The sequence below is a fragment of the Mycobacterium scrofulaceum genome, assembly GCF_002086735.1.
GTDB classification, from domain to species: domain Bacteria; phylum Actinomycetota; class Actinomycetes; order Mycobacteriales; family Mycobacteriaceae; genus Mycobacterium; species Mycobacterium scrofulaceum.
Genome location: NZ_MVIJ01000024.1, coordinates 19,172 through 42,490, shown reverse-complemented (window position 1 = coordinate 42,490; position 23,319 = coordinate 19,172). Strand labels below are relative to the sequence as shown.

At 67.7% G+C, this 23,319-nt stretch carries 25 protein-coding genes; 11 read left to right on the top strand and 14 right to left on the bottom strand.

Going from position 1 to position 23,319, the window contains the following annotated elements; genetic code table 11:
• Positions 1-4 precede the first annotated feature (4 nt).
• Positions 5-301, top strand: a complete 297-nt coding sequence (locus tag BST44_RS16570; protein ID WP_142274533.1) for a DUF4242 domain-containing protein — start codon at positions 5-7, stop codon at positions 299-301.
• Positions 302-312: 11 nt separating this feature from the next.
• Here the strand turns inward: BST44_RS16570 and BST44_RS16565 are convergent, their stop codons facing one another.
• From BST44_RS16565 to BST44_RS16555, 3 genes are all read right to left on the bottom strand, one after another.
• Positions 313-834, bottom strand: coding sequence for a hypothetical protein (locus BST44_RS16565; protein WP_083178190.1), 522 nt, complete (start codon positions 832-834; stop codon positions 313-315).
• Between the two features lie 88 nt (positions 835-922).
• Positions 923-1,357 (bottom strand): hypothetical protein, encoded by a 435-nt coding sequence (locus tag BST44_RS29615; protein ID WP_142274532.1) that lies wholly within the window; start codon positions 1,355-1,357, stop codon positions 923-925.
• Between the two features lie 874 nt (positions 1,358-2,231).
• Entirely contained in the window at positions 2,232-2,975 is a 744-nt protein-coding gene (locus tag BST44_RS16555) for a 3'(2'),5'-bisphosphate nucleotidase CysQ (RefSeq protein ID WP_244184849.1), read from the bottom strand.
• 163 nt (positions 2,976-3,138) lie between these two features.
• Here BST44_RS16555 and BST44_RS16550 point away from each other — a divergent pair, with 163 nt between their 5' ends.
• Positions 3,139-3,690 carry a hypothetical protein gene (locus BST44_RS16550; RefSeq protein WP_208619822.1) on the top strand — a complete coding sequence of 184 codons (552 nt, stop codon included), beginning with the start codon at positions 3,139-3,141 and terminating at the stop codon, positions 3,688-3,690.
• A gap of 10 nt (positions 3,691-3,700) precedes the next feature.
• Here the strand turns inward: BST44_RS16550 and BST44_RS16545 are convergent, their stop codons facing one another.
• Entirely contained in the window at positions 3,701-4,876 is a 1,176-nt protein-coding gene (locus BST44_RS16545; RefSeq protein ID WP_083178232.1) for a thiolase family protein, read from the bottom strand.
• A 191-nt stretch (positions 4,877-5,067) separates the two neighbouring features.
• A complete protein-coding gene (locus BST44_RS16540; protein ID WP_142274531.1) occupies positions 5,068-5,883 on the bottom strand; it encodes a hypothetical protein in 816 nt (271 codons plus the stop codon).
• Positions 5,884-6,076: 193 nt separating this feature from the next.
• Between BST44_RS16540 and BST44_RS16535 the strand changes: the two genes are divergently transcribed.
• On the top strand, positions 6,077-6,466 hold the full coding sequence (locus BST44_RS16535; RefSeq protein WP_083178187.1) for a DoxX family protein: 390 nt from the start codon (positions 6,077-6,079) through the stop codon (positions 6,464-6,466).
• A gap of 62 nt (positions 6,467-6,528) precedes the next feature.
• On the opposite strand, the gene BST44_RS16530 is transcribed toward BST44_RS16535, so the two are convergent.
• Positions 6,529-7,116 (bottom strand): TIGR03086 family metal-binding protein, encoded by a 588-nt coding sequence (locus BST44_RS16530; RefSeq protein ID WP_083178186.1) that lies wholly within the window; start codon positions 7,114-7,116, stop codon positions 6,529-6,531.
• Positions 7,117-7,206: 90 nt separating this feature from the next.
• Here BST44_RS16530 and BST44_RS16525 point away from each other — a divergent pair, with 90 nt between their 5' ends.
• The 4 genes from BST44_RS16525 (at position 7,207) to BST44_RS16510 (ending at position 12,240) form a co-directional block, all read left to right on the top strand.
• On the top strand, positions 7,207-8,094 hold the full coding sequence (locus BST44_RS16525; RefSeq protein ID WP_083178185.1) for a DMT family transporter: 888 nt from the start codon (positions 7,207-7,209) through the stop codon (positions 8,092-8,094).
• 193 nt (positions 8,095-8,287) lie between these two features.
• On the top strand, positions 8,288-9,037 hold the full coding sequence (locus tag BST44_RS16520) for a sensor domain-containing protein (RefSeq protein ID WP_083178184.1): 750 nt from the start codon (positions 8,288-8,290) through the stop codon (positions 9,035-9,037).
• A 195-nt stretch (positions 9,038-9,232) separates the two neighbouring features.
• On the top strand, positions 9,233-10,558 hold the full coding sequence (locus tag BST44_RS16515; RefSeq protein WP_083178230.1) for a magnesium transporter MgtE N-terminal domain-containing protein: 1,326 nt from the start codon (positions 9,233-9,235) through the stop codon (positions 10,556-10,558).
• A gap of 29 nt (positions 10,559-10,587) precedes the next feature.
• Positions 10,588-12,240: an Nramp family divalent metal transporter gene (locus tag BST44_RS16510; RefSeq protein WP_083178231.1), complete on the top strand. Its 1,653-nt coding sequence runs from the start codon at positions 10,588-10,590 to the stop codon at positions 12,238-12,240.
• Here BST44_RS16510 and BST44_RS16505 read toward each other — a convergent pair.
• A complete protein-coding gene (locus tag BST44_RS16505; protein WP_083178183.1) occupies positions 12,230-13,255 on the bottom strand; it encodes a TIGR03617 family F420-dependent LLM class oxidoreductase in 1,026 nt (341 codons plus the stop codon). The two genes, BST44_RS16510 and BST44_RS16505, sit on opposite strands and share 11 nt — an antisense overlap.
• Before the next feature lie 126 nt (positions 13,256-13,381).
• On the opposite strand from BST44_RS16505, the gene BST44_RS16500 reads away from it, so the two are divergent.
• Positions 13,382-13,813 carry a hypothetical protein gene (locus BST44_RS16500; protein ID WP_244184843.1) on the top strand — a complete coding sequence of 144 codons (432 nt, stop codon included), beginning with the start codon at positions 13,382-13,384 and terminating at the stop codon, positions 13,811-13,813.
• A gap of 19 nt (positions 13,814-13,832) precedes the next feature.
• Here BST44_RS16500 and BST44_RS16495 read toward each other — a convergent pair whose 3' ends face one another.
• Both BST44_RS16495 and htpG read right to left on the bottom strand, forming a co-directional pair.
• On the bottom strand, positions 13,833-14,048 hold the full coding sequence (locus BST44_RS16495) for a hypothetical protein (protein WP_083178181.1): 216 nt from the start codon (positions 14,046-14,048) through the stop codon (positions 13,833-13,835).
• Between the two features lie 104 nt (positions 14,049-14,152).
• A complete protein-coding gene (htpG, locus tag BST44_RS16490) occupies positions 14,153-16,087 on the bottom strand; it encodes a molecular chaperone HtpG (protein ID WP_083178229.1) in 1,935 nt (644 codons plus the stop codon).
• A 125-nt stretch (positions 16,088-16,212) separates the two neighbouring features.
• Here htpG and BST44_RS16485 point away from each other — a divergent pair, with 125 nt between their 5' ends.
• Positions 16,213-16,830, top strand: coding sequence for a TIGR03085 family metal-binding protein (locus BST44_RS16485; RefSeq protein WP_083178180.1), 618 nt, complete (start codon positions 16,213-16,215; stop codon positions 16,828-16,830).
• A gap of 8 nt (positions 16,831-16,838) precedes the next feature.
• Here BST44_RS16485 and BST44_RS16480 read toward each other — a convergent pair whose 3' ends face one another.
• The 3 genes from BST44_RS16480 to BST44_RS16470 form a co-directional block, all read right to left on the bottom strand.
• Positions 16,839-18,389, bottom strand: coding sequence for a class I adenylate-forming enzyme family protein (locus BST44_RS16480; RefSeq protein WP_083178179.1), 1,551 nt, complete (start codon positions 18,387-18,389; stop codon positions 16,839-16,841).
• Positions 18,386-19,231 carry an acyl-CoA thioesterase domain-containing protein gene (locus BST44_RS16475; RefSeq protein ID WP_083178178.1) on the bottom strand — a complete coding sequence of 282 codons (846 nt, stop codon included), beginning with the start codon at positions 19,229-19,231 and terminating at the stop codon, positions 18,386-18,388. Before BST44_RS16475 ends, BST44_RS16480 begins: the two co-directional genes overlap by 4 nt.
• 114 nt (positions 19,232-19,345) lie before the next feature.
• Positions 19,346-20,083, bottom strand: a complete 738-nt coding sequence (locus tag BST44_RS16470; RefSeq protein ID WP_083178177.1) for a VIT1/CCC1 transporter family protein — start codon at positions 20,081-20,083, stop codon at positions 19,346-19,348.
• A gap of 331 nt (positions 20,084-20,414) precedes the next feature.
• Between BST44_RS16470 and BST44_RS30955 the strand changes: the two genes are divergently transcribed.
• Together BST44_RS30955 and BST44_RS16460 are read left to right on the top strand one after the other, a co-directional pair.
• The gene (locus BST44_RS30955; protein WP_083178176.1) at positions 20,415-21,053 is read left to right on the top strand and encodes a chitin-binding protein; all 639 of its coding nucleotides are present in this window, start codon (positions 20,415-20,417) and stop codon (positions 21,051-21,053) included.
• Between the two features lie 257 nt (positions 21,054-21,310).
• A complete protein-coding gene (locus tag BST44_RS16460; protein ID WP_083178175.1) occupies positions 21,311-21,670 on the top strand; it encodes a hypothetical protein in 360 nt (119 codons plus the stop codon).
• Between the two features lie 7 nt (positions 21,671-21,677).
• Here the strand turns inward: BST44_RS16460 and BST44_RS16455 are convergent, their stop codons facing one another.
• Together BST44_RS16455 and BST44_RS16450 are read right to left on the bottom strand one after the other, a co-directional pair.
• Positions 21,678-22,313: a class I SAM-dependent methyltransferase gene (locus BST44_RS16455; protein WP_083178174.1), complete on the bottom strand. Its 636-nt coding sequence runs from the start codon at positions 22,311-22,313 to the stop codon at positions 21,678-21,680.
• Positions 22,310-23,242 carry a class I SAM-dependent methyltransferase gene (locus BST44_RS16450; protein ID WP_083178173.1) on the bottom strand — a complete coding sequence of 311 codons (933 nt, stop codon included), beginning with the start codon at positions 23,240-23,242 and terminating at the stop codon, positions 22,310-22,312. The genes BST44_RS16455 and BST44_RS16450 overlap by 4 nt, the downstream gene beginning before the upstream one ends.
• Positions 23,243-23,319 lie beyond the last annotated feature (77 nt).

The window sequence follows — 23,319 nt, the reverse complement described above, 5'->3', positions numbered from 1 at the left end:
GGCGATGGGTCTCATGGACGCGGAAGCGGAGCGGTTCTTCGTCGAGTGGTATGGCCCGCGCGCGCCAGGGCACTCTATCGGCGAGACCGCTGGCCGTCTCAATGACGGCGCCGCTTCGATCTCGGCCCGCGGTGAGCCGATCCGATTGTTGGTGGCGATGGCCGTACCGGACGACGACTACGCTTTCGGCATCTTCGCAGCCGAATCGGCCGAGACCGTTGCACAGGTCTGCGACGACGCTGGTGCGCCTGCGGAACGGATCAGCATCGCCGTCGGGTGGGCGCGCACCCTCGATTGTTGATCGCCCGATTCCTACGTAGGCACCTGCGGACTGATCTTTCGCGCGAGATCGATGGCGGCCGAATTGGCCTGGTCGGACGAAAGTTTCAGTACTGCAACCTGGACGGTGTTCACTCTATTGCCCGCTGCGAACTCGACTTGGCCGCCGCCCAGCAGGCGCATGCCGTCAGGTCCGGGCTTCGACGGGTCCGGGAAGCCGGCCTCCGGCGGGGGCAGTGTGTTATTACGCGCCGTACCGGGATTGCTGATTTGAAGTGATATCGACTCCATCGTCGCGGGGTTCTCCCAGGAGCAGTCACCCATCTGCGGATCCTTGCCGGTCGACGTGCCTTGAACGGTCACGCCCAAGAGTCCCGAAATGTCTTGCGGTGACAGCATGGAGCATGCATCGATCGGTTTGGCGGTCGCACGTTCGCTGGGGGCTGCGCCGGCCGAACCGCCTTGCTGACCACTCGCGGTGCCCGCGTGCGACTGACAACTCGCCACCGCGCACCCCGCCACCATCACCAGCACCAGATGCTTGACATTCGTCATGAGGACTCCTAACGCTTGTTCCCGACGTTACTGTCACGCTTCGGTCGCTGAATCAGGGTTGCCCCTATACTTTCGGAAGCCTCGATGTTCAGAACGGTGCCACGCTTTGATCGCTGACGGACATGCCGTGGCCGCTGCGGTCGTTGGTGAATTTCGTGTTGTCAGGGGTTGCGACGATCGTCCATCCCTGTGCGGTGTAGGACTGGAAATCGAGTGTTACGCGACCCTCGAGGGCGCCGAGATCGGCTTCGACCCAATGTAATCGGCCATCAGATGTGACGCTGACGGCATGGTAGTGCCGCCCACCCTGGGTTGTCGGCCAGTTGTTCGCCGCGGTCTGGCAGGCAACAAGTTCGGTATTGACCGAACAGCCAATTGATCCCGACTTTGTTTCCACACGCACGTACCCTTGGGCGTTCGGTGTCAACGGAATCGCGGGCGGCGCCGGTGCGGTGGACGTGGAGATCAGGCTGTAGCCCCCGGGCGTACCGCCCCGCACACATCCAACGACGGTGACGGTCACAGCCAAAATCCCGCCGACAACATTTAGACCGACTTTTCTATAGCCCAATGTTTTTGACCTTGATCCGCGGGGGCTAGTTGACACATACATCGACCTTGGGGTCGCACGCCGGCTTCTTCGTCGTCGTCGAGGGCGGTTGGGTCGTGGTTGCCGTGGGACTCGGGAATGGCGTCGTGACGTCGTTCGTCGGGCGTGGGGTGGTTCCGTTGTTCGGCGGAGCATTGGGAGTGGTTGCGCCGGGCGCCGGCGGGTGTGATTGCCCGGGCGACCCCGGCGGTGGAGCCCCCGGGGTCGGCAGGGGCGGGGTGCCTACCGGCTGGCTCGGCCCTAATGGAACAACCGGGACGTTGGGATGGGTCACGTCGGGCGGTCTGGTCCCATACGGATTCCCGCCGGTGGGACCGTGCCCCGCCCCGGCATTCTCGTTCCACGTTTCTTGGCGGCGCTGTGGAAGGACGCACACCGCATCCCCGTCGAATGCCTCGCGCCAGACATATCCCGATTTGCAGGTCTGGGGCCCGTATGCTCCCCCGTTCGGCTCGCGGAGGTTGGCAGCGTTGGCGTTCTCCTGTGCGATTTCAGCGGCCACTTGTTTGGTAACGCACACCTGATCACCCGGCCGCGCGTTGCGGGGGACGAGATCGTTGGGGCATCCGCCGTCGGCGGGTGCCAGCGCCGGAACGCCCACCGCAATTGCGCCGATGACCGCAGACAAAGACAGACCGGCCGCCACGGCTTGACCCCTGAACACGTTCGGATTCCTCTCCGGCGAGTAAGCGTTGCGAGATTCGACGCTATGGCCCGGGAGCATCCGTCACATCAGGGGTTTCACTACATTTTCGCGCCAGCGAGCGCGCCGCGGAAAGCTTGAATGTCAGCCGGTGACCGCGAGGACTGCTTCGGCCAGCTCGGGCCGGCACACCACCAAGTCCGGCAACTTCGGGTCCGGCTGGTTGTAGACCAGCGGGGACCCGTCGATGCGCGAGGTATGCAGACCGGCGGCCCGGGCCACGGCCACCGGGGCGGCCGAGTCCCATTCGAATTGGCCGCCGGCGTGCACGTACACGTCGGACACCCCCTGGACGACCGAGGCCACCTTGGCTCCGGCCGAGCCCATTTCCACCAGCACGCCGTCGAGGGCGTCGCGGACGGTCAGGGCGATGGCCGGCGGCCGGGTGCGCGACACCACGATGCGTGGCTTGCCCGGAGCCGCGGGGGGCGAAGCGACTTCGGGCGTGGCCAGGGTGATGCCCTGCGCCGGCAGCGCCACCGCGCCGGCAACCAGCTCACCGCCCTCCCACAGCGCGACGTGCACGGCCCAGTCGTCGCGGCCCAGCTCGGAGAATTCCCGCGTCCCGTCGAGCGGGTCGACAATCCACACCCGCTGGGCACGCAACCGGACCGGATCGTCGATGCCCTCCTCGGACAGCACCGCGTCCTCGGGTCGCTCGTCGGCAAGAGCCGCCATCAGAAAGTCGTGGGATCGCTTGTCCCCCGCGGCTTTCCGCTCTTTCGCATCCGCGCCGGCGAACTCGTCCCGCACCGTGAGCAACAGCCGCCCGGCGTCGGTGGCCAACCGCGCGGCCAGGTCGTGGTCATCAGTCAGCTGCAAGGCGATCACATCCCTTAAGTTGGCAGTGTTGACCAACTTTACCCTAGGAGTAGACGCCGGTGGGCACCGCCCCCGAAAAGAGGCGGGCGGCCGTAATCTGGTGAACGTGAGCGGGGGCAACGTTCCTTTCTTGAGCCGGTTGCGACGCATTCCGCGGGGGCGGTTGGTCCTGGTGGGCATCGTCTCGGCACTCGCGGTGGGCGGCGTGCTGGCCGTCGTCGGGCTGAAGCTGGCCGAGGGCGACAGGAGCGCTGGGCCACCGACCCAGCCGCCGGCACCGCAGAGCTTTGCCATCCCCGGTTGCTACAACCTGTCCGTTCCGCCGATCGAGCGCCCGAAGCGACTCAACGTGCTGGGCTGCGCGAGCGTCGCCGTTGCGCTACAAGACATGTCGTGGAGCTCGTGGGGGCCGCAGGGCGCCGACGGGACCGGCACGGCGGTGTTCAAGGTGTGCGATCCGAATTGCGCGGCGGGTTATCAGCTGAAAGAGCCGGTGGTCGTTCACGCCTGGAATCCGCAGCCACCGCGACGCGAGGCCATCTGCCAGTCCGGCCTGCAGATCTTCGCCGACCTGGTCCTGGCCTTCCCGAAAGGCGTCCCCCCGCCGAACGTGCAGAAGGTGAACACCGAGTACAACGGGCAGCCGGCGGTGCACTTCGCCAACTACTCGAGCGGCGACACGCGCGGCACCCAATTCATCGGCTACACCTACTGCAACTAGCCGGTCGCCGCTAAACCTCGATCACCACGGCGCCACCCTGGCCGCCGCCCGCACACATCGCCGCCACACCGATGCCGCCGCCCCGGCGTGCCAGCTCGTAGGCGAGCGTGGTGACCATCCGGGCACCCGACGCCGCGATGGGGTGACCGAGGCTGCAACCGCTCCCGGAGAAGTTCACCTTCTCCTCGTCGATGCCATACTCCCGGCACGCCGCGATCGGTACCGAGGCGAAAGCCTCGTTGATCTCCCACAGCGCCACGTCGCCGACCGACAGGCCGGCCCGCTGCAGCACCTTGCCGATGACCTTGACGGCACCCAGCCCGGTGTCGCGGGGGGCCACGCCCGCGGCGGCCCAGGCCCGGACCGTCCCCATCACGTTGAGGTTCTCTGCGGCGGCGTACTCACGGTCGACGAGGGCCACCGCCGCGGCGGCGTCGTTGGTGCCGCTGCTGTTGCCCGCCGTGATCGAGAAGCCCTCGATCTCGGGGTGCAGCACTTTCAGCCCAGCGAGCTTCTCCACGGTGGTGTCCCGGCGAGGATGCTCGTCCACGGAGAACTCGGTGACCGAACCGTCGAACTGGGTGATCTTCAGCGGGAGGATCTCGTCGACGAATTTCCCCGCGTCCATGGCCGCGATGGCGCGCTGATGTGACCGGGCGGCCCAGGCGTCCATCTCTTCGCGCGTGATGCCGACGGCCTGGGCGGTGTTCCAGCCCACGGTGATCGACATGTCCTTGGCGGGCGCGTCCGGGGTTTCGACGTGGGTCGGTGGCATCCAGCGCTCCTCGAATTTCAGCTCGGGACCGGGAATCCGCCAGTTGGTCAGCGGCGTCATCGACAGTGACTGCACGCCGCCGGCGATCAGCACGCGTTCCATCCCGGAGCCGATCTGGGCCGCGGCGTTGCCGATGGCGGTCAGGCTGCCCGCGCAGTGCCGGTTGACCGACTGGCCGGGAATGTCCTCCATGCCGGTTGCGGTGGCCGCGTAGCGCGCCAAATCCCCACCGCCGTAATGCGATTCGGCGAAGATGATGTCGTCGATAGCGGACGGGTCCACCCCGGACCTGCGCACCACCTCCGGAAGCACCGCGGTGATCAGCGTCTCGGGCGGTGTGTTGACGAGCGTGCCCTTGAAAGAGCGGCCGATCGCGGTCCGCACTGCTCCGACAATGACGGGTGTGGCCATGTTTTCAACCTCGAACGGTGCTCTGGCTGCGGTCGGCAGCATGGATGTCAGCAGATAAGGCGAATCGTAACAAATACCGTATGGGCAATAGTAACGACCTAAGCGTCGGGTGGCGGGTGGGAAGCCCGCCGCCCTTCGAAGCACCGCGCCAAGCGTCGAGAACCGAAGTTCCGGTCCAGGTTCACTGGCGACTAGAACGTCACATTCGTCTCCGCGTGACCGATTTCCTGCGTCTGCTTACCGCTGGCGTCGTGGCACGAGACTGTTACGTGGTAGCTGGTTCCGGTGTTGAAACCCTTGATAGGCACGTCGGTGCTCGCGCGCGGGCCCACCGTGAAGTTGGGAATTCCAGGATCGATAGGCGTCGAGTGGTAGCTGCACGTGGCAGTCAGGGCTGACGAGTTAGAAACCGTCGCCGTGATGCTGCCGAAACGCGGAGGACCGAACGACAACTGGATCGCGTTGGTCACCGGCGCTGCAGGCGGATTGGGATTGGGAGTCTTGGAGCAATCCGAGCCCGGCGGCAGCTCATATCCGCCGCCCGTGCAACGGACGGGCCTGTCTGCGTTTGGCGCCGGGGCCGGCGGCGCGGCAGGCGGCGCAGCAGGTGCGGCAGATATGGCCGGCGGCGTGTACTTGTAATCCGACCACGCGCCGCAATCGTCGGAACCCAGGCGGTGCTTGCGGCAACCCTGAACGGAAATGGTGATCCCATCGGCAGAGATGTTGCCGACGTTATAAGTCGCGGCATTGTTGCAATCCTTGCTGATTTCTTGTTGGTCGCTACCATTTGCCCTGACGTGCAACACGTCGCCGGCCTCGTCGCCGTTCACACGCGGGCACCCCGTGAAATTGCATATCGCGTCGCTGCCGCTGGACGTACAGGTCACGCTGTATCCATTCGGCAACGTGTCGGCGTTTGCGACCGGCAGCAGCGATGTCCCGGCAACGCCAATCACCGCGGCCATGACCGATGCGCCTTTCCGAATGATCATGAACCTGGGCATCGGAGGTCCTTTCGGGTCCACTGTCCTAACGCCGCTGCTCGGTCCGTTTCGGTTTCAGCTGGGCGTCAGACGACACGACACTATTGAGCAGGCCGGCCCCAGCGCATCAGGGGTTTCACTACAGTTTCGGGGCGCTGGGACGTGGTCGTTGGGCGACTCATGAGCCACCACCAGCTTGCGACACAATGGATCGATGACCGCACCAATAGCTCAGCGTGACACCACCCAGACCGCCGCGTACCGCGTCGCGGCGATGCTGATGGGCATTGGCACCGTGCACTTCCTGGCGCCCAAACCCTTCGACACGATCGTTCCCGCCGAATTGCCGGGGAACGCGCGGTTCTACACCTACGCGTCGGGGGTGGCCGAACTAGGCGTGGGGGCGGCGTTGCTGTCCCGACGCACCCGCAGGCCGGCCGCGCTGGCGGCGGCCGCGTTGTTCGTCGGCGTGTTCCCGGCGAACGTCAACATGTGCCGGCTGTGGTGGAACAAGCCCTGGCCGATGCGGATCGCCGCCCTGGCGCGGCTGCCGCTGCAGATCCCGATGATCACCACCGCCCTCAAGATCCGCCGCGACAGCTGACGCCACGCATCCTCGTCACGTGGCGTGATTCATTCTCGTGATCCGTTGCGCGCCAAGCGAAGTCATGCGTCTACGTCGACCGACCGACCGAGGAATGCCATGAGCCGGGCGGTAGGCGTCGCATCCTGCGGCGCGGACTGGGCCGGCCCGAAGCCGCCCGGTCGGCGCAGCAGCTGCTCGGGCACCGTATCGACCAGTGCGCGGCACAGCCCCAACAGGTCGGCCGGCAGTTCGATCAACCGCCCGTGCGAGCGATGGATATCCCAGGCGTGCATGGCCAGGTCGGAAACGGGATAGGCCAGCGCGCGGCGCAACGGAACCTCGCCTTCCGGCGATACACGCATCCCGTCGAGGTCGGCGCCCGGCAGCGCGTCGTCGAGCCGCGCCGCCAGCTCGCGAAGCCGCGCCGCCGGGTCGTCGCATATCCAGTCCGCGGGCCTCGAGGGCCGGTCCCATAGTTCGCCGTCCTCCACGAGCGTCACGACTTTCGCCGCGCTGCCCGTGACGTGACCCACCAGCTCGCGCAGGCTCCACCCCTGCAAGTTGGAGGGCTGGTCCCAGCCCTCCGGGGAGATCTCATCGACGGCGCCGATGAGCAGATTGATTGCCTCGGTGGCCAGCACGCCGATCCGGGAGTTGGTGTCGTTCATGGCGTGGATCTCCTCGAAGCGCCGTCGCGCGGTCCGGTCGCGTACCGTCCAGAAGTCTAGGTCGCAACGCCGGTCACACGGGAGGTCCGCGTGGGCAGAACGGATATCGCAGCGGTTCTCGCGGTCGCGGCCGCCCTGATGGTCGGCTTCGGCGATGTCATCCAGCAGCGATCCGCCCAACAGGTCACCGACAAACCGGTCGGCACCCTCGCCCTGTTTCGCCGGCTGCTGCGTGATCGCCAATGGTGGGCGGGCAGCCTGGTGGCCGGCGCCGGGTTCGGGTTCCAGGCGGCGGCGCTGGGCTTCGGTTCGGTGGTGCTGGTGCAGGCGCTGTTGGTGACGTCGTTGCTGTTCGCGTTGCTCATCAGCGCGCGTGCGAACCACCGCAGAATCACTGCGCGGCAAGCCATTTGGGCGGTGTTGCTGGCGGCCGCGGTGGCGGTTGTGGTGACGGTCGGTGACCCTCAGGAGGGGACCCCTCGAGGATCGTTGCAGACGTGGACCGTCGTGGCGTTGATCATGGGTCCGGCGCTGGTGCTGTGCGTGATCGGCGCGCGCATGTTCCCGGGTTCGGTCGCCGCGTTGTTGCTCGGCTTGATGTCGGGCTCGCTGTGGGGATTGTTTTCGGTGTTGACCAAGGGCGTGGTCGACCAGCTCGACCGCGGCATTCCGGCTCTGCTGCGCATCCCCGAGGTGTACGTGTGGGTGGTGGTGGCGATCGCGGCCACGGCCTGGGAGCAGTCGGCGTTTCGGGCGGGACCACTCACCGCGTCGCTGCCGGCGGTGACCGTCGCGGAGCCCGTCGTCGGATCGGTGCTCGGCGTCACGGTGCTGGGCGAGACGCTGCGGACCAATGGCACCGGCCTGGTGGCGCTCGGATTCTCGGTCGCGGTGATGGCGGCGGCGACCGTGGCGCTGGCGCACAGCCAGGCGACCTCCGCCCCGCCGGCCGACGAAAAGCCCGCGGTATCAACCTGATCGAATGCGCGATCCGGCTCGGTGCGCCGTCCCGTCCCGATCGACGCGGGCGAACTCGCGCAGTCGCGTGCCCCGAACTTACCGTCAACAGCGGGACCGCTGTCGTACGCTCGTCCGCGGGACAACACGAACAGACGGCGCGCTGGGGGTGCGCGAAACGCTCGGGAGGGGACTCGAGCAGGAAGGGCCTCGAATGCGCCAGCTGAAAACTGCAGTCGCCGTTGCCGCCTCCGCGGGAATTCTGATCTCCGGTTGCGCCCACAACGACGGGGGCGGCACCGCCTCGCCGTCCACCACCGCCACCACGGCCTCGCCGAAAGGCCCCCTGACAAAGGACCAGCTGGCTAACCTCATGCTCAGCCCGACCGAGCTGGACACCGCGCTCGGCGTCACGGGAACCTACAGCGACCCGCCGAAAACCGCCCTGGAGGAAGACCCGCTCAAGCGCAGCGACTACACGGTTCCCGCCGAATGCAACTACGCCATCCGCGCGGCCCTGGCACCCGTTTATGCCGACAGCGGGAACACCGCGGTGTACGGCTACCACGACGTCGCACCCGCACCCCCGGGTGCGACCGAAATGGAAAGGCCGGACGTCGATCAATACGTGGTGTTGTTTCCTTCGCCGGATCAGGCGAGTGCGTTCTTCACCGCCTCGTCGCAGCGCTGGCCGGCCTGCGCCGACCGCCAGGACACCGTGCCCGCCGAGGGTGGCCAACCGGAACTGCAGTGGAAGGTGGGGCCGGTTGCCAACACCGACGGAGTCCTGCGCGCCCCCGTGACGGTGACCGTCATCGGAAGCGGCGGTAACGTCACCATGCCGTGTCAGCGGGCACTGACCGTCCGCAACAACGTCGTCATCGATGTCGACGCGTGCCGCAAGGACGTCGGAGACCTTGGAGTCAGCATCGCCAATCAGATCGCCGGCAAGGTCGGCAAGTAAACGCCACCGGTCGTTCACCGATCGGTGGTGGCTCCGCGCCGCCACCGCAGCGTACGATCTTGCGGCCGAGCCCCGTCGAGCGACGACACTTGCGCCACCACCGATGCTGGCGGTAAGCCGTAGCTGCACACGATGTCGCGACATGGTTTCGTGCAGTTGCTCGAAAGATGTTCGCCGGGTGTCGAGGAGGAACGGATGAGCGCATCGGAGACGGCGGCAGAACGGCCGGTGATTCACCTCTCGCAGTTGCTGCGCGCACCGGTGCTGGCCCGCGCCGGGGAAACCGTCGGCCGGGTCGAGGACGTCATCGTGCGGCTGCGGGGGGCCGACGACTACCCATTGGTGACCGGGATCGTCGCCGGGGTCGGCGGGCGGCGGGTGTTCATCGGCGACAAATCCATCGACGAGTACACCGCAGACCGAGTCCTGTTGACCAAGAACAAGATTGACCTCCGCGGCTTCGAACGCCGCAACGGCGAGGTGCTGTTGCGCGCCGACGTGTTGGGCCACCGGTTGATCGACGTCGCGAACGTGGAGCTGATCCGCGCCTACGACGTGGAGCTGGAAGACACCGGCGCCGGATGGATGCTGACCCGCGTGGACACCCGACGGCCGCCACGGTTGTTCGGGCTCATCAAGCAGTCCGGCGGGCACGCGGCTCGCGATTGGAAGGCATTCGAACCACTGATCGGCGACGCGCGCTCCGACGCCGTGCGGCGCTTGTCGGACCGGTTCGGCGAGTTCAAGGCCGCCGAGATCGCCGACCTCCTCGAGGAGGCGGACAAGGCCGAGGGGGGCGAGATCCTCGACCGGGTGCGCAGCGACCCGGAGCTGGAAGCCGACGTGTTCGAGGAACTGGAGCCGGAGAAGGCCAGCCGGCTCCTCGACGGCATGCCCGACCAAGAGGTCGCCGCCCTGCTGGGCCGGATGCGGGCCGACGACGCGGCCGACGCGATCGCCGACCTACGCCAGTCGCGTCGCCGCCGCGTGCTGGAACTCATGCCGGCCCCGCAGCGCACCAAGGTCATCACCCTGATGGGCTTCAACCCCGAAAGCGCCGGCGGGCTGATGAACGTCGACTTCGTTGCCTGCGCCGCCACCACGACGGCGGCCGAAGCACTGCAGCTGATCGCGACGGCCAGCACCATACAACCCGAGGCGCTCATCAAGGTGCACGTTCTCGACGCGGAGAGACGGCTCGACGGCGTGGTCTCGGTGATCACGCTGTTGCAGGCCCACGGCGGTGAAGCCCTCGAGCGACTGATGGATTCGGACCCGGTGCGGGTCACCGCCGACGCCGACCTCACCGACGTCGCCCTCTTGATGGCCGACTTCAACCTGTATTCCATCCCGGTCGTCGACGACCAAGACCGCGTGCTGGGGGTGGTCACCGTCGACGACGTGCTCGAGGCGACCATCCCCGAGGACTGGCGCCGGCGTGAACCCGCGCCGCGTCCCGTCCGCGAAGTCGCCGAACCCGGTGACCACACCGCGCGAGTGCCGGGAGGGAACGCGCTGTGACCCCTGGCCGCGAAGAGACCGGCCGGCCGGTGGCGGCCGCGGTCGAAGTGGGCGCCACCGAACCCGCCGCGTCGGGACGCAGCGCGGTGCTCGACAGCGCGCACCTGGGTGACATCGAGGGCGCGTTCGGACGGATCAGCGTCGGCGAAACCGAACACCCCCGCACCTGGAAAACGCGGTTGCTGACCCTGCTGGCGATCGTCGGCCCCGGCATCATCGTGATGGTCGGCGACAACGACGCGGGCGGGGTCGCCACCTACGCCCAGGCCGGGCAGAACTACGGCTACTCGCTGCTGTGGGTTCTGGTGCTGCTGGTGCCGGTGCTCATCGTGAACCAGGAGATGGTGGTCCGACTCGGGGCGGTCACCGGCGTCGGCCACGCACGGTTGATCAACGAACGCTTCGGCCGCGGCTGGGGCTGGTTTTCGGTCGGCGACCTGTTTCTGCTCAACTTCTTGACGATCGTCACCGAGTTCATCGGCATCACCCTGGCCGCCCAGTACATCGGCGTCTCCAAATACGTCGTGGTGCCGGTCTCGGCGGTCGCGCTGATCGCGATCATGGCAAGCGGGAGCTTTCGGCGCTGGGAGCGCGCCATGTTCATCTTCATCGCCGTCACCCTCCTGCAGATCCCGATGCTGCTGATGTCCCACCCGCAATGGGGGCAGGCGGCGAAATCCTTCGTGATACCCCGGATTACGGGTGGCGTGAGCTCTGATGCGGTGCTACTCATCATCGCCATCGTCGGCACCACCGTGGCGCCCTGGCAGCTGTTCTTCCAGCAGTCCAACGTCGTCGACAAGCGCATCACCCCGCGTTTCATCGGGTACGAGCGCGCCGACACCGTGCTGGGTGCCTTCGTCGTGGTGATCGGCGCCGCCGCGCTGGTGATGACCGGCGAATGGGCGGCGCGCTCTACCAACACCGTCGGCGGCTTCACCGACGCCGGCGCCACGGCCCACCTGCTCGGCCAACACCGGGGGACGCTGGGCTGGATTTTCGCGATCGTGCTGATGGACGCCTCGATCATCGGCGCCGCCGCGGTGACACTGGCCACCAGCTACGCCTTCGGCGACGTGTTCGGCCTGAAGCACTCGCTGCACCGCGGATTCGCCGATGCCAAGCAGTTTTACCTGTCCTACACCGCGATGGTCGCGGTGGCCGCGGGCGTCGTCCTGATACCCGGCGCCCCGCTGGGCCTGATCACCACGGCCGTTCAGGCCCTGGCCGGTCTCCTGTTGCCCAGCGCCAGCGTCTTTCTGCTGCTGCTGTGCAACGACCGGGAAGTGCTGGGGCCGTGGGTCAATCGTCCCTGGCTCAACTGGGTCGCCGGATTGATCGTCGGCACACTGCTTTTGCTGTCCGGGATCCTGATGGCCACCACGCTGTTCCGCGACCTCAACGTCGTGGCGGTGGCCGGCTACCTCGCCGGGGCCCTTGTCGTACTGGTGGTTGCGGCCATCCCGGTGCTGCGTTGGATGGCCCGCCGCCAGCCGGCGCCGGCCGGTCCCCGACTGCCGGCCCGCGGGGTCGACCGCAACACCTGGCGCATGCCCCCGCTGACCCTGCTGGAGCCCGTCGTCTGGTCACCGGGCACCCGGCTCGGCATGATCGCGCTGCGCAGCTACCTGGTCGTCGGCGCACTGCTATTGGTGGTCAAGGCGATACAGCTCAGCCACTGACGGCTCGGCGTATCCGGCGGGCCACCTCGCCGTAGCGCTCGAAGTTCTGCGGATCCCCAACGGCGTTGTAAAGCACCAGGCGCGTGGCCTTTCCGGCGTATTTCCCGATCAGCGCGTCGGCCAACCCGTCCCACGTCGACTCGGTGGCGAAGGCGGCGACGTGGTCGTCGCTCACCTGGGCCGCCATGCCGGCGAAGTCTCCGGCCTTCTGCTTCTCCCGAATCCGGGCGGTCGTGCCCTCGAACCCGGCCTGGTCCCAGATGAACGCGTAGTTCGGCGTGCTGCCGTAGAAGGCCATGCTGGCGCGCACCCCTTCCCGTTGCTTGTCGCGCTCTTCGTCGCTGTCGCCGACGATCGTCATCACCGGGACGATCACCGCGAGGTCCGACGGCGCGCGACCCGCCCGGGCGGCTCCCTCGGCGATGTTGGGCAGCACGTGGCGGGCGATGTAGCCCGGCTCACCAATCGGATGCACGTGCACCCCGTCGGCCACCTCGCCCGCCATCCGCAGCATCCACGGATTGACCGCCGCGATATCGACTTTCGGATCGGGCGCCTCGATCGGGCCCGGGCTCCACTGGGGCGTGATGAAGTCGAGGTCGTAAAAGTCGCCGTGGTGCTCGAGCGTCCCGGACCGGAACGCGGCGAAGCAGGCCTTCACGGCGAACAGGTAGTCGCGCAGCCGCGGGCCGGGCCGCTCGAACGCCACGCCGTAGCGCCGCACGACGTGGGTGCGCACCTGGGTGCCCAGGCCCAGCCGGAAGTTCCCGCCCGTCGCTTCCTGCAGCTCCCAGGCCGTCGCCGCCGTGACGAAGGGGCTGCGCGGGAACGCCACCGCCACTCCTGTGGACAGCTCGAGGCCGGGAGCGGCCTGCGACGCCACGGCGGCGTTGAGGTAGGCCGTGCGGCCCGTTTCGGTGAACAACAGGCCGGAGAATCCCGCGGACTGCGTTCGGCGGGCGAGGTCGCCGATCTTTTGCAGCGGCTGCGGGACCGTCATCGCGTCGACGTGCATTCCTCGGAGCCTACGTGGGGCCCGCCTCTTGCTGGGCGACCGTGTCACGGTGTTAGCTGGTTTGTTGTCAGCAACCAATGCTGCTTCGTTAACAGGAGGCTCGCGAACATGGTTCGAGGGTTGGTCATGACCGGAGCAACCGCAGTGGGAATTGCCGTGGCTCCCTGCGGCCAGGCCGCCCCGTCGACGACGACCGCGCCGCCGCCACCGACCCCCACCAGCGCCCCGGCCTGCGTCGGGTTGTCGATCTGCCCGCCACCGCCGCCGGACGCCGAGGGGAACCCGGCGTGCTACTACGCCGACGGATGGCGCGCCGACAACTCGGGCGCCGGGATCGAGGTGTGGTACTTCCGTGACCCGCAGCACCCGAACATGCCGGCCAAGGTCACGGCGTTGGTGCGCAAGAAGGACGGCACCAAAGAGTCCCAGGATGCCGACATCGAGGCCGGCCAACAGGTGCACCGCTTCGCATTCCCCACCGTCGGTCCGTCCGCGGTGCAAGAGGTTTTGTTCGTCAGCGGCAGCGGCCGTTGCTTTGTGATCGGGCCGGGCGGCTGACGCCCGGCTCAGCAAACGATCAGCGCTTCTGGTGGCGCTGGCTCACCGGGGCGGTGAAGCCCTGGGTGTCGTCGAAGTGAGCCCACTGGCCGTCGTCGTTGACTTCCATGCGCCAGCCCAGTTCGGTGTTGCCGCCGATCGAATGGATGAACCATGCGTGTGCGGACTCCGAGCTGGCAAAATCCTTCGTCGCGACGACCCGCCCACGTGGGTCGATGACGCGAAACTCAGCCATGGGATGTGATTATCCCTGCCAGCGGCTTTTCAATCGCGCTTATCGGCCATTTACGGGCAACGCCGACAGCGAACACTGCTGGCGCAAATCTGGCAAATCCCCGGTCAGACCGTGCGGGCCAACCGGTCGGCCAGCAGCTCGGCGAACCGCGCGGGGTCGTCCAGCGCGCCGCCCTCAGCGAGAAGCGCTGTGCCGTAGAGCAATTCGGCCGTCTCGGCGAGTGAGGCGTCGTCGCTGCGGTCATGCTGCGCCTGACGTAGGCCGGTGACCAGCGGATGATTCGGATTGAGCTCGAGAATCCGCTTGCCGACCGGAACATCCTGTCCCGAAGCCCGGTAAAGCCGCGCGAGCGCCGGGGTGATTCCGAAGGCGTCGGTGATCAGGCAGGCCGGCGAATCGGTCAGGCGGGTGGAGAGCCGCACCTCCTTGACGTGCTCGCTCAACGTCTCCTTCATCCACGCCAGCAGGTCGGCGAACTCCTTCTGCTGCTCCTCGCGCTCGGCCTCGCTCTCGTCGCCCTCGGCGCTGAGGTCCACCTCGCCCTTGGCGACCGACTGCAGCGGTTTGCCGTCGAACTCGGTGACGGTGCCCACCCAGACCTCGTCGACCGGGTCGGTGAGCAGCAAGACCTCGTAGCCCTTGGCTTTGAAGGCCTCCAGGTGCGGCGACTTCAAGATCTGTTGCCGCGTCTCCCCGGTGGCGAAATAGATCTGCTCCTGGCCCTCCTTCATGCGCTGCACGTACTCGGCGAGCGTGGTGGCCTCCTCCTCGCTGTGCGTCGAGGCGAAGGAAGATATCTCCAGCAGGGTCTCCCGGTTGTCGAAGTCGGACAGCAGTCCCTCTTTGACGACCCTGCCGAACTGGGTCCAGAACGTCCGGTAGTCGTCGGGACGCTCGGACTGTATGTCCTTGATGGTGGACAGGACCTTCTTGGTCAACCGGCGCCGGATGGCCTTGATCTGCCGGTCCTGCTGCAGGATTTCGCGTGAGACGTTGAGCGACATGTCCTGTGCGTCAACGACACCCTTGACGAAACGCAGGTATTCGGGCATGAGCTGGTCGCAGTCGCCCATGATGAACACCCGCTTGACGTAGAGCTGAATCCCGGTCTGGGCGTCGCGGTTGAACAGGTCGAACGGCGCGTGGGACGGAATGAACAGCAGCGCCTGGTATTCGAAGGTGCCCTCGGCCTTCATCGCGATGATTTCCAGGGGGTCGTCCCAGGCGTGCGCGATGTGCTTGTAGAACTCCTGGTACTCCTCGTCGGAGACCTCGTCCTTGGGCCGCGCCCACAGCGCCTTCATCGAGTTGAGGGTCTCGACTTCCTTGGTGACGGCCTCCTCGCCGCCCTCCTCGGTGGCCGGTTGCCGGCGTTCGACCTCCATGCGGATCGGCCAGGCGATGAAGTCGGAGTACTTCTTGACGAGGCCACGGATCTTCCATTCCGAGGTGTAGTCGTGCAGCTCGTCCTCGGCGTCCTCGGGCTTGAGGTGCAGGGTGACCGACGTGCCCTGCGGGGCGCTGTCGACGGCTTCGATCGTGTAGGTGCCCTCGCCGCTCGATTCCCACCTGGTGGCTTCGCTCTCGCCGGCCTTGCGGGTGAGCAGTTCGACCTTGTCGGCGACCATGAAGCTCGAGTAGAAACCGATGCCGAACTGGCCGATCAGTTCTTCTGAGGCGGCCTCGTTCTTGGCGTCCTTGGCCTCGCGCAACTGCTGGCGCAGCTCGGCGGTGCCCGACTTGGCCAGCGTGCCGATCAGGTTGACCACCTCGGCCCGGGTCATGCCGATGCCGTTGTCGCGGATGGTCAGCGTCCGTGCGTCTTTGTCGACGTCGATCTCGACGCGTAGGTCGGAGGTGTCGACGTCGAGTTCTTTGTTGCGGAAGGCCTCGAGCCGAAGCTTGTCCAGTGCGTCGGAAGCGTTCGAGATCAGCTCCCGCAGAAACGAATCCTTGTTGGAGTAGACGGAGTGGACCATCAGGTCCAGCAGCTGTCGGGCCTCCGCCTGGAACTCCAACTGCTCGACACGCGCGTTCATCGACATTCCCTAAGTCTCTTCCCAGGTCCCTTCGGGGACATTGACGTTCCAAATTTACCGAGGTGCGGAGCGCCCGTGCCCGGGGGTTCGCCCATAGCGATCACGGCGGGCCGTACGCTGAACAGATGTCGGTTGCTCAACGAGAACGTGCCGCCCTGGTCGACACCCTGCGCGGCGTCGGACCCGATGCGCCCACCCTCTGCGAAGGCTGGACGACGCGCGACCTGGCCGCCCACCTGGTGATCCGGGAGTACCGCCCCGACGCCGCCCCCGGCATCCTGATCCCGTTCTTCGCCTCGCACACCCAGAAGGTGCAGGACCAGACCGCCGAGACCGAGTGGGGTGAGCTGGTGGACAAGGTCGCGTCCGGGCCGCCGATGTACTCACCGTTCAAGGTGCTCGACCCGGTGGCCAACGTCGCCGAGATGTTCATCCACCACGAAGACGTCCGCCGCGCCCAGCCGGGCTGGCAGCCGCGGGCGCTCGAGCCCGAGCTGAGCGCCAGACTGCGGCGCACCCTGCCGCTGATGGCCCGGCTCACGCTCGCCAAGGTGCCGGGGCGGGTGGCGCTGCGCACCCCGGAGGGCAAGACGCTGCTGACCGCCGGACGCGGGCCGGCGGTCACGGTGACCGGCCCGCCGGAGGAACTGCTGCTGTTCGCGGTCGGGCGATCCGCGCGGGTCGAATTCGACGGCGACGCATCGGCGGTGCAGGCCGTCCGCGACGCACCCAAGGGGCTGTAGCCCGGGCTTCAGCCGAAGGCCTCGCGGAGGTCCTTCTTGACCACCTTGCCGAATTGGTTGCGCGGCAGCACGTCGACGATCACCAGTCGTTCGGGATGTTTGTAGCGGCTCAGGCCGCGCGAATGGCAATGCTGCACCAGCGATTCCAGTGACACGTCGCCGGCCGGCGCGGGCACCACCACCGCGCATACGCGCTCGCCGGTGCGCGGGTCGGGCACGCCGATGACCGCGACGTCGGCGACCGCGGGGTGGGTGGCCAGCACATTCTCGACTTCCAGAGCGGACACGTTCTCGGCGTTGCGGATGATCGCATCCTTGATGCGACCGGTCACGCGAACGTTGCCGTCCCCGTCGACGAGCCCGAGATCGCCGGTGCGGAGCCAGCCGTCCTCGTCGAACGCGTCGGCGTCAAGCGCGGCGTCCGCGTAGCCGAGAAAGCATTGCGGTCCCTTGAGCCGCAACTCACCTTCCTGCCCGGCGGGCAGGTCGGCTTCGTCGCCCCCGACCACCCGGACGCTGACGCCCGGCGTCGGCGCGCCGACGGTGTGGTCGAGCGACTCGGGCGCGGCGGTGAGCGTCGGCGATGCCGCGACGGGAAATTCGGTGAGCCCCCAGGCGTTGGCGATGCCGGGCAGGCCGAAGGCTTCGCGGATGTGGCGGCCCAGTTCGGCGGTGATCGGCGCGCCGCCGGCCAGGCAGCCGCGCAGGAAGGGGAACAGCGGCCGCTCGCCGTGGGCTCGCTGGGCCTCGAGGAAGCCGACGAAAAACGGGGTCGCCGTGCCGAGGAACGTGGGGTTGTGCGCCGCGATGGCATACGGCGTCGTCGCCGGGTCGAACACCTCGAACAGCGCCAACCGCATGCCGGTCTGCAGCGCGGCGGCCAGCATGACCGCCCCGCCGATGTGCGCGACCGGAAAGGCGATGGGATCGACGTCGTCGCCGGTGATGCCGACCGCGCCGACCAGACCCGTCGCGCCGGCGATCACCGACGCGTCGGTGTGGCGGATCCCTTTGGGCGCCGCGGTCGTTCCCGACGAGTAGTAGATCCAGCGCGGGTCGTGGGCGGAATGCGGCGGCGGGGCGAGACCGTCGGTGCGGGCGCGGGGCAACCGAAGCTCGCCGCCCGACGGCGGGGTCGCCAAGTCGACGGTGATCACCTCGAAGCCCCCGGCCGCGGCCAGCGCCCGGGCCAGCTCGCCGTGCTCGAATCCGCGCCAAACCTCGGGCGCCACAAGGTATTCCGAGGACAGCTGCTCGGTGATGAAGCCGACCTCGTGTTCCCGCAGAATCGGGATGATTGGGTTCTGCACGGCCCCGAGCCGGGCCAGCGCCGCCATGACGACCACGGTTTCGAGCGTGGTCGGTAGCTGCCAGGACACGACGGTACCCGCGCGCACCCCGCGTTCGGCGAACGCGGCGGCCGTTGCGCAGGCGGTGTCGTGGAACTGCCGGGCGGTCAGGCTGCGCCCCTTGTCGTCGGCGAGCAGCGGCCGCGGCGCGGCCGCCTGGGCCGCGCGGGCGATCAACGCCCAGAAGGTGACGTCGCCTCCGCTGGTCATTCAGTGGCCGGATTGACCAGCGTCGGGCGGAATCCGGAGTGCGCGATGGCAACCGACACACCGCTGCCGATGGGGCCCGTGCGGTCGGCGAGCACGGCCGATCCGGTGGCCACCCCGTCATGGCTGTAGTGCGTCAGGGAGGCCATCCCGATGTGGGGCCCTTCCGGCAGCCGGCTCAGCGTGAGCGTGTAGTCGGCATTGATGAACTGCAGGCCGTTGGTTCCCCAATTGGCAAGGGAGGCCGTGATATCGGCGGCCATGGCCGCGCGGGTGAAGGCGCTGAGGGGCTCCCCGTCGATGAGCGAGCGCGTCTCGTGCAGCCAGGTATATTTCGGTCCGGAGGTGTCGGCCCAGTCGGGGTCGCGATTCTGCAGTTCGGTGCCCCAGCCGTAGGTGCGCATGAAGAGCGTTGGTTGAGCGCCGTCCTCGGTGGGCAACGGAGGCAGCTGCAGGTCTGGCGACCACACCTGCCCTTCCGGCTGGGCCCCTCGCCGCAGGAACAGCGCACTCCCCCGCGCGACCGGGGCGCCACGCTGGGTGAGGACGGCCTCGACCAGCCGCAGCCGCCGACGGTCGTGGTGCACGGTGGTGTGGACCTCGATGGGTTCCAGCGCGACCGGCGCGGGAAGGTCGACGGTCAGCCGCGCGGGTTGCAGGTCCGCGTCGTCGACCGCGCTTTCGACCGCCCAGCCCAGCAGTCCGCCGACCACGTGCCCGCTGAGCGACGGCCCCCACCCACCGCGGGCGATCGGGTTTGGCAGGAAACGGCTTTCGTCGCGCAGGAAGTACGGCGCCTGGGCCGCTGAATCAACGTCATCCGGCACGAAATTCGTTTCGGTCAATGCGCGACGCTCCGCCCGGAGATGGAATCCCTCGTCTGAGGATGGCAACAGTAGATATTACGGTTTGCGTTCCAGTCTCAACGGACCGCCCGTCCCATCCTCCGGTCGAGCGAGCTAACCGATCGCCGTACCCACCAGGTGGCCGATCACGTAGGTGATCGACAGCGCGAGACCGCCCCCGATGACGTTGCGCAGGACCGCGCGACCCTTGGGCGCCCCGCCCAAACCGGCCGACACCGCCCCGGTGATCACCAGCGCGACGAGCACCGCCGCCACCGTGACCGGGATCCGCCACGCCGCGGGCGGCAGCAGGATGGCGATCAACGGCAACAGCGCGCCGACCGCGAACGACAGCGCCGAAGACGACGCCGCCTGCCACGGGTTGGTGAGCTCGTCGGGGTTGATGCCGAGTTCGACCTCGGCGTGGGCGAGGAGCGGATTGTGGTCGGTGAGTTCTTCGGCGACGGTGCGGGCGGTCGCGGCGCTGAGGCCCTTGCCTTCGTAGAGTGCGGCGAGCTCGTCCAGCTCGGCGGCCGGATCGTCACGCAGTTCTTGGCGTTCCTTGTGTAGCAGCGCCTTCTCGGTGTCACGTTGTGTGCTGACCGAGACGTATTCGCCCAGTGCCATCGACACCGCTCCGGCGACCAGTCCGGCGGTGCCGGCGGTCAGCACCGGGGCGCGCTCGACCGTCGCGGCCGCAACGCCCACGACAATGCCCGCCGTGGACACGATTCCGTCGTTCGCGCCCAGGACGCCGGCGCGCAGCCAGTTCAATTTGGACGACACCGAGCCCACATGCGGCTCGGACGGATGCGGATGCGACCGACTCGACACGGCGGCAACGATATACATCAGAAACGCGCCCGACTAGGAAACATAGCCTTGCCAAAGCGGCCGGGGGCCCCTGTTTGCCTCGCCTGGTCATCTGGGCCGCGTCAGGTTCGCCCGCCGGTTCACGACACGTAAACGCTCGCGACGACACGCCGACGCAGATCGCAATGGCTTATATCTCGCGGATACCCGCGCCGGCCGCCCGCCTTCGGCCACGTCAACCCCGCGTCGGCGTTGGCCCAGAAGTTGCGCTTGGTCCACGCACAGCAGTTGCATAGAGAAGCTATCTAGGGTCGGTCTGTGTCAGGGGGATTCGGAGGAATTCACTTCGTAGCTAGACAGGTGAAGGACTATGAAACTTAAGCAATTTCTCGGGGGGATAACCATTGCCGGCGCTCTGAGCGCCGCCGCCCTGGGTGTGGGCACCGGTGCGGCCAATGCGGCTCCCGGAGCGCCGCCGCCTGGGCCGGCCGGCAATCATGGTGGACCAGCGCCGGGCGGCATCCATCCGCCGAACGCGCCCGGTGACCCGGGCGGTCCCGGTGGGCCCGGCGGACCCGGTGGCCCCGGCGGGCCGGGCGGACCCGGCGGGCCGGGCGGACCCCCCGGTGGACCCGGCGGGCCGGGCGGACCTCCCGGCGGACCCGGTGGGCCGGGCGGACCCGGCGGCCCCAATCACCCGGGCGGACCTCCGGGCGGACCCGGCGGACCTGGTGGACCCGATCACCCGGGCGGGCCGGGCGGTCCCGGTGGTCCGTGGCACGGAGACCCCCAGCGCGGCTACTTCCGGGGCGCGCCGTGGGGCGACGGGCCGGGCCCGTGGGGGCCCGGTGAACCACCGCGCCCCGCGTGGGACAGGCCGCTCCCCCCGCCCGGTGGGCAATGGGGCTACGGCCCGATCAATTACTACGGCTACCAGGAGACTCCTGTGTGGAACCCCGGCTTCAACCAGTGGGGCTTTTGGTTCTTCGGAGTCTGGATTCCGCTGTAAAGACCGGTAAGCACAACGCCCGCTTCGCCGCTCGGCGAGGCGGGCGTTGTGCTGTTGCGGCCCAGGGTGATCCGATCACCCGATCGTTCTGCAGCCACGGCGGCAACGGCGGGGGCGGCGCCCTGTTGGGACCTTCGGCCTTCTCGTTGGGGCCCTACGCCATGTCATAGATGCCGTATGGCCCCTCGTTTGCATTGTCTCGATAGCGAAACATCAAGGTCACGGCCGGGTTTCGCACCGGCAAAGGAGGTTGTCCCATGACCAAGCCTGACTTCAGGCCGGCAATCCCGGTGCCGGCGCGTGACCCTCGCCTGGCCGTCCTGCACGCGGTCACCCTGGTCGTCGCGGTGGTTTCGGGGATCTGCGCTTTGGTCGCGCTGTCCGCCGGCTCGCCGCTTCAGTTCGGTGTCGCGTTGGCGTTGTTCGGCGCCGGGTGGATCGCCTCCGACTTCATCGAACGGACCGTTGAATGTGGGCAGGAGCGTCTGCCTCGCCAACGCGCAGTCGCCGTCGCCCGCACGGTCCCCGCTTACCGGCCCACCCGCGTGGTGTATGCGGGCCGCCACGAGGACTTCTCGCGGCCTGCTCCATCGGTCGTCAGGGAATTTGCCGCCTGAGGGTCGATCAGCTCTTGGTGCCGACCGTGATCAGGTCGGAGATGACCCGAGTCCAGACCGGCCGGGGAATGCGGTGCTGATCGCTGATGATTAGCCCGGCCTCCTCGAACATGCCGCGCATTTCCGCCGGTGAAGCATTGTGTTGTGGCTTCCACCGATTGGCGGAGGGGGCTTGCAGCAACGGCTGCCGAGCGCTGAGCGCCGCGACGGCCACCAGTCCGCCCGGCGCCAGTACCCGGTGGAATTCGCGCAACGCGGCCGGCTGGTCGAAGAAGTGGAACGCCGAGGTGGTCACCACGGCGTCGAGCGCGCCGTCGTCGAATGGCAGTTGCTCGGCGGGCCCGCGCAGCCACCGCACCCGGTCGGTTCTGGCCCGCGCCTGGGCGAGCATGCCCTCGGACATGTCGACCCCGTAGATCTCGTCGGGCCGCAGCTCGCGGGCGATCCGGTCGCTCAGAATGCCCGTACCGCAAGCGATGTCAGCAATCTTGCGGGCTCGGTGAGCGAGCAGCTGTGCAATCACCTCGTCGTGCGGCGGACGGTAAACCCACTGCTGCAGGAACGGCAAATCGTAGGCCGGGGCCAGCAGGCTCCACATCCGCGTGACCGCGTCGTTGAGTCCGCGGCGACTCGGTGCTGTCATTTGCCCAGGGTCGAGGTGTAGTAGACGGTGTCGGCGACGGAGACCGAGTCGTTGGTCTGCGGAATGGCCGCAAGGCCGCCGTCGGCGAGTAGCTCGCTCATCTGGGTGCCGACTGTCTGCCAGCCCAGGTTCTTCAGGTACTCGGCGACGTCGTTGCGATCGCCCTCGAAACCCAGTTCCTCCCAATCCAGCTCGAAGCCGTGGTCGCGCCACTTCGCGGTAGCCCTGCGCATCATTTCCCGCGCCTTCTCGACGTCCTGCTGGGGCCGGTCCGGGATGGCTTCGACGGCAAGCCTGCTGCCCTCGGCGCTCAACGCGGAGATGTTGTCCAGCAAGCGGTCCTGCGCTTCGGGCGGCAGGTACCCGAAGAGGCCTTCGGCGATCCACGCGGTTGGGCGGCTCCGGTCAAATCCGTTATCCACCAATGCTTTCGGCCAGTCGCGCCGCAAATCGATCGCGACGGTTCGCAAGTCCGCCCGCGGGGCGGCGCCTAGCTTCGCCAGGGTGGTGGTCTTGAACTCGATCACCTCCGGCTGATCGATTTCGAACACTGTCATACCGGCGGGCCATTCCAGCCGGTAGGCGCGCGCGTCAAGGCCGGACGCCAGGATTACGGCCTGACGGACGCCGGCACGCGCGGCGTCCTCGAAGAAGGCGTCGAAGAACCGGGTCCGGGCGGCCATCGCCGCCGGCATGTGCTCGAGTTTCCAGCCGGATTCGTGGTCGTCGACGTCGGCGGCGGCAAGGTCGCCGTCAACCCACCGGGTGAAGAAGTCCACCCCGACGGCGCGAACCAGCGGTTCGGCGAACCGGTCCTCGATCAGTGGGTCGTCGCTCTTGGTAGCGATCGCTCGGGCCGCGGCGACCATTGTGGCCGTCGCGCCCACGCTGGTGGCCAGATCCCAGGTGTCGTTATCTGTGCGTGGCATGCGCCTGTTCCCCCTCGGAGTGAAGCGATACTTAGCCAGTATAACGACCGTGGGGGTCGATTGGTTCCCGAGTGTTC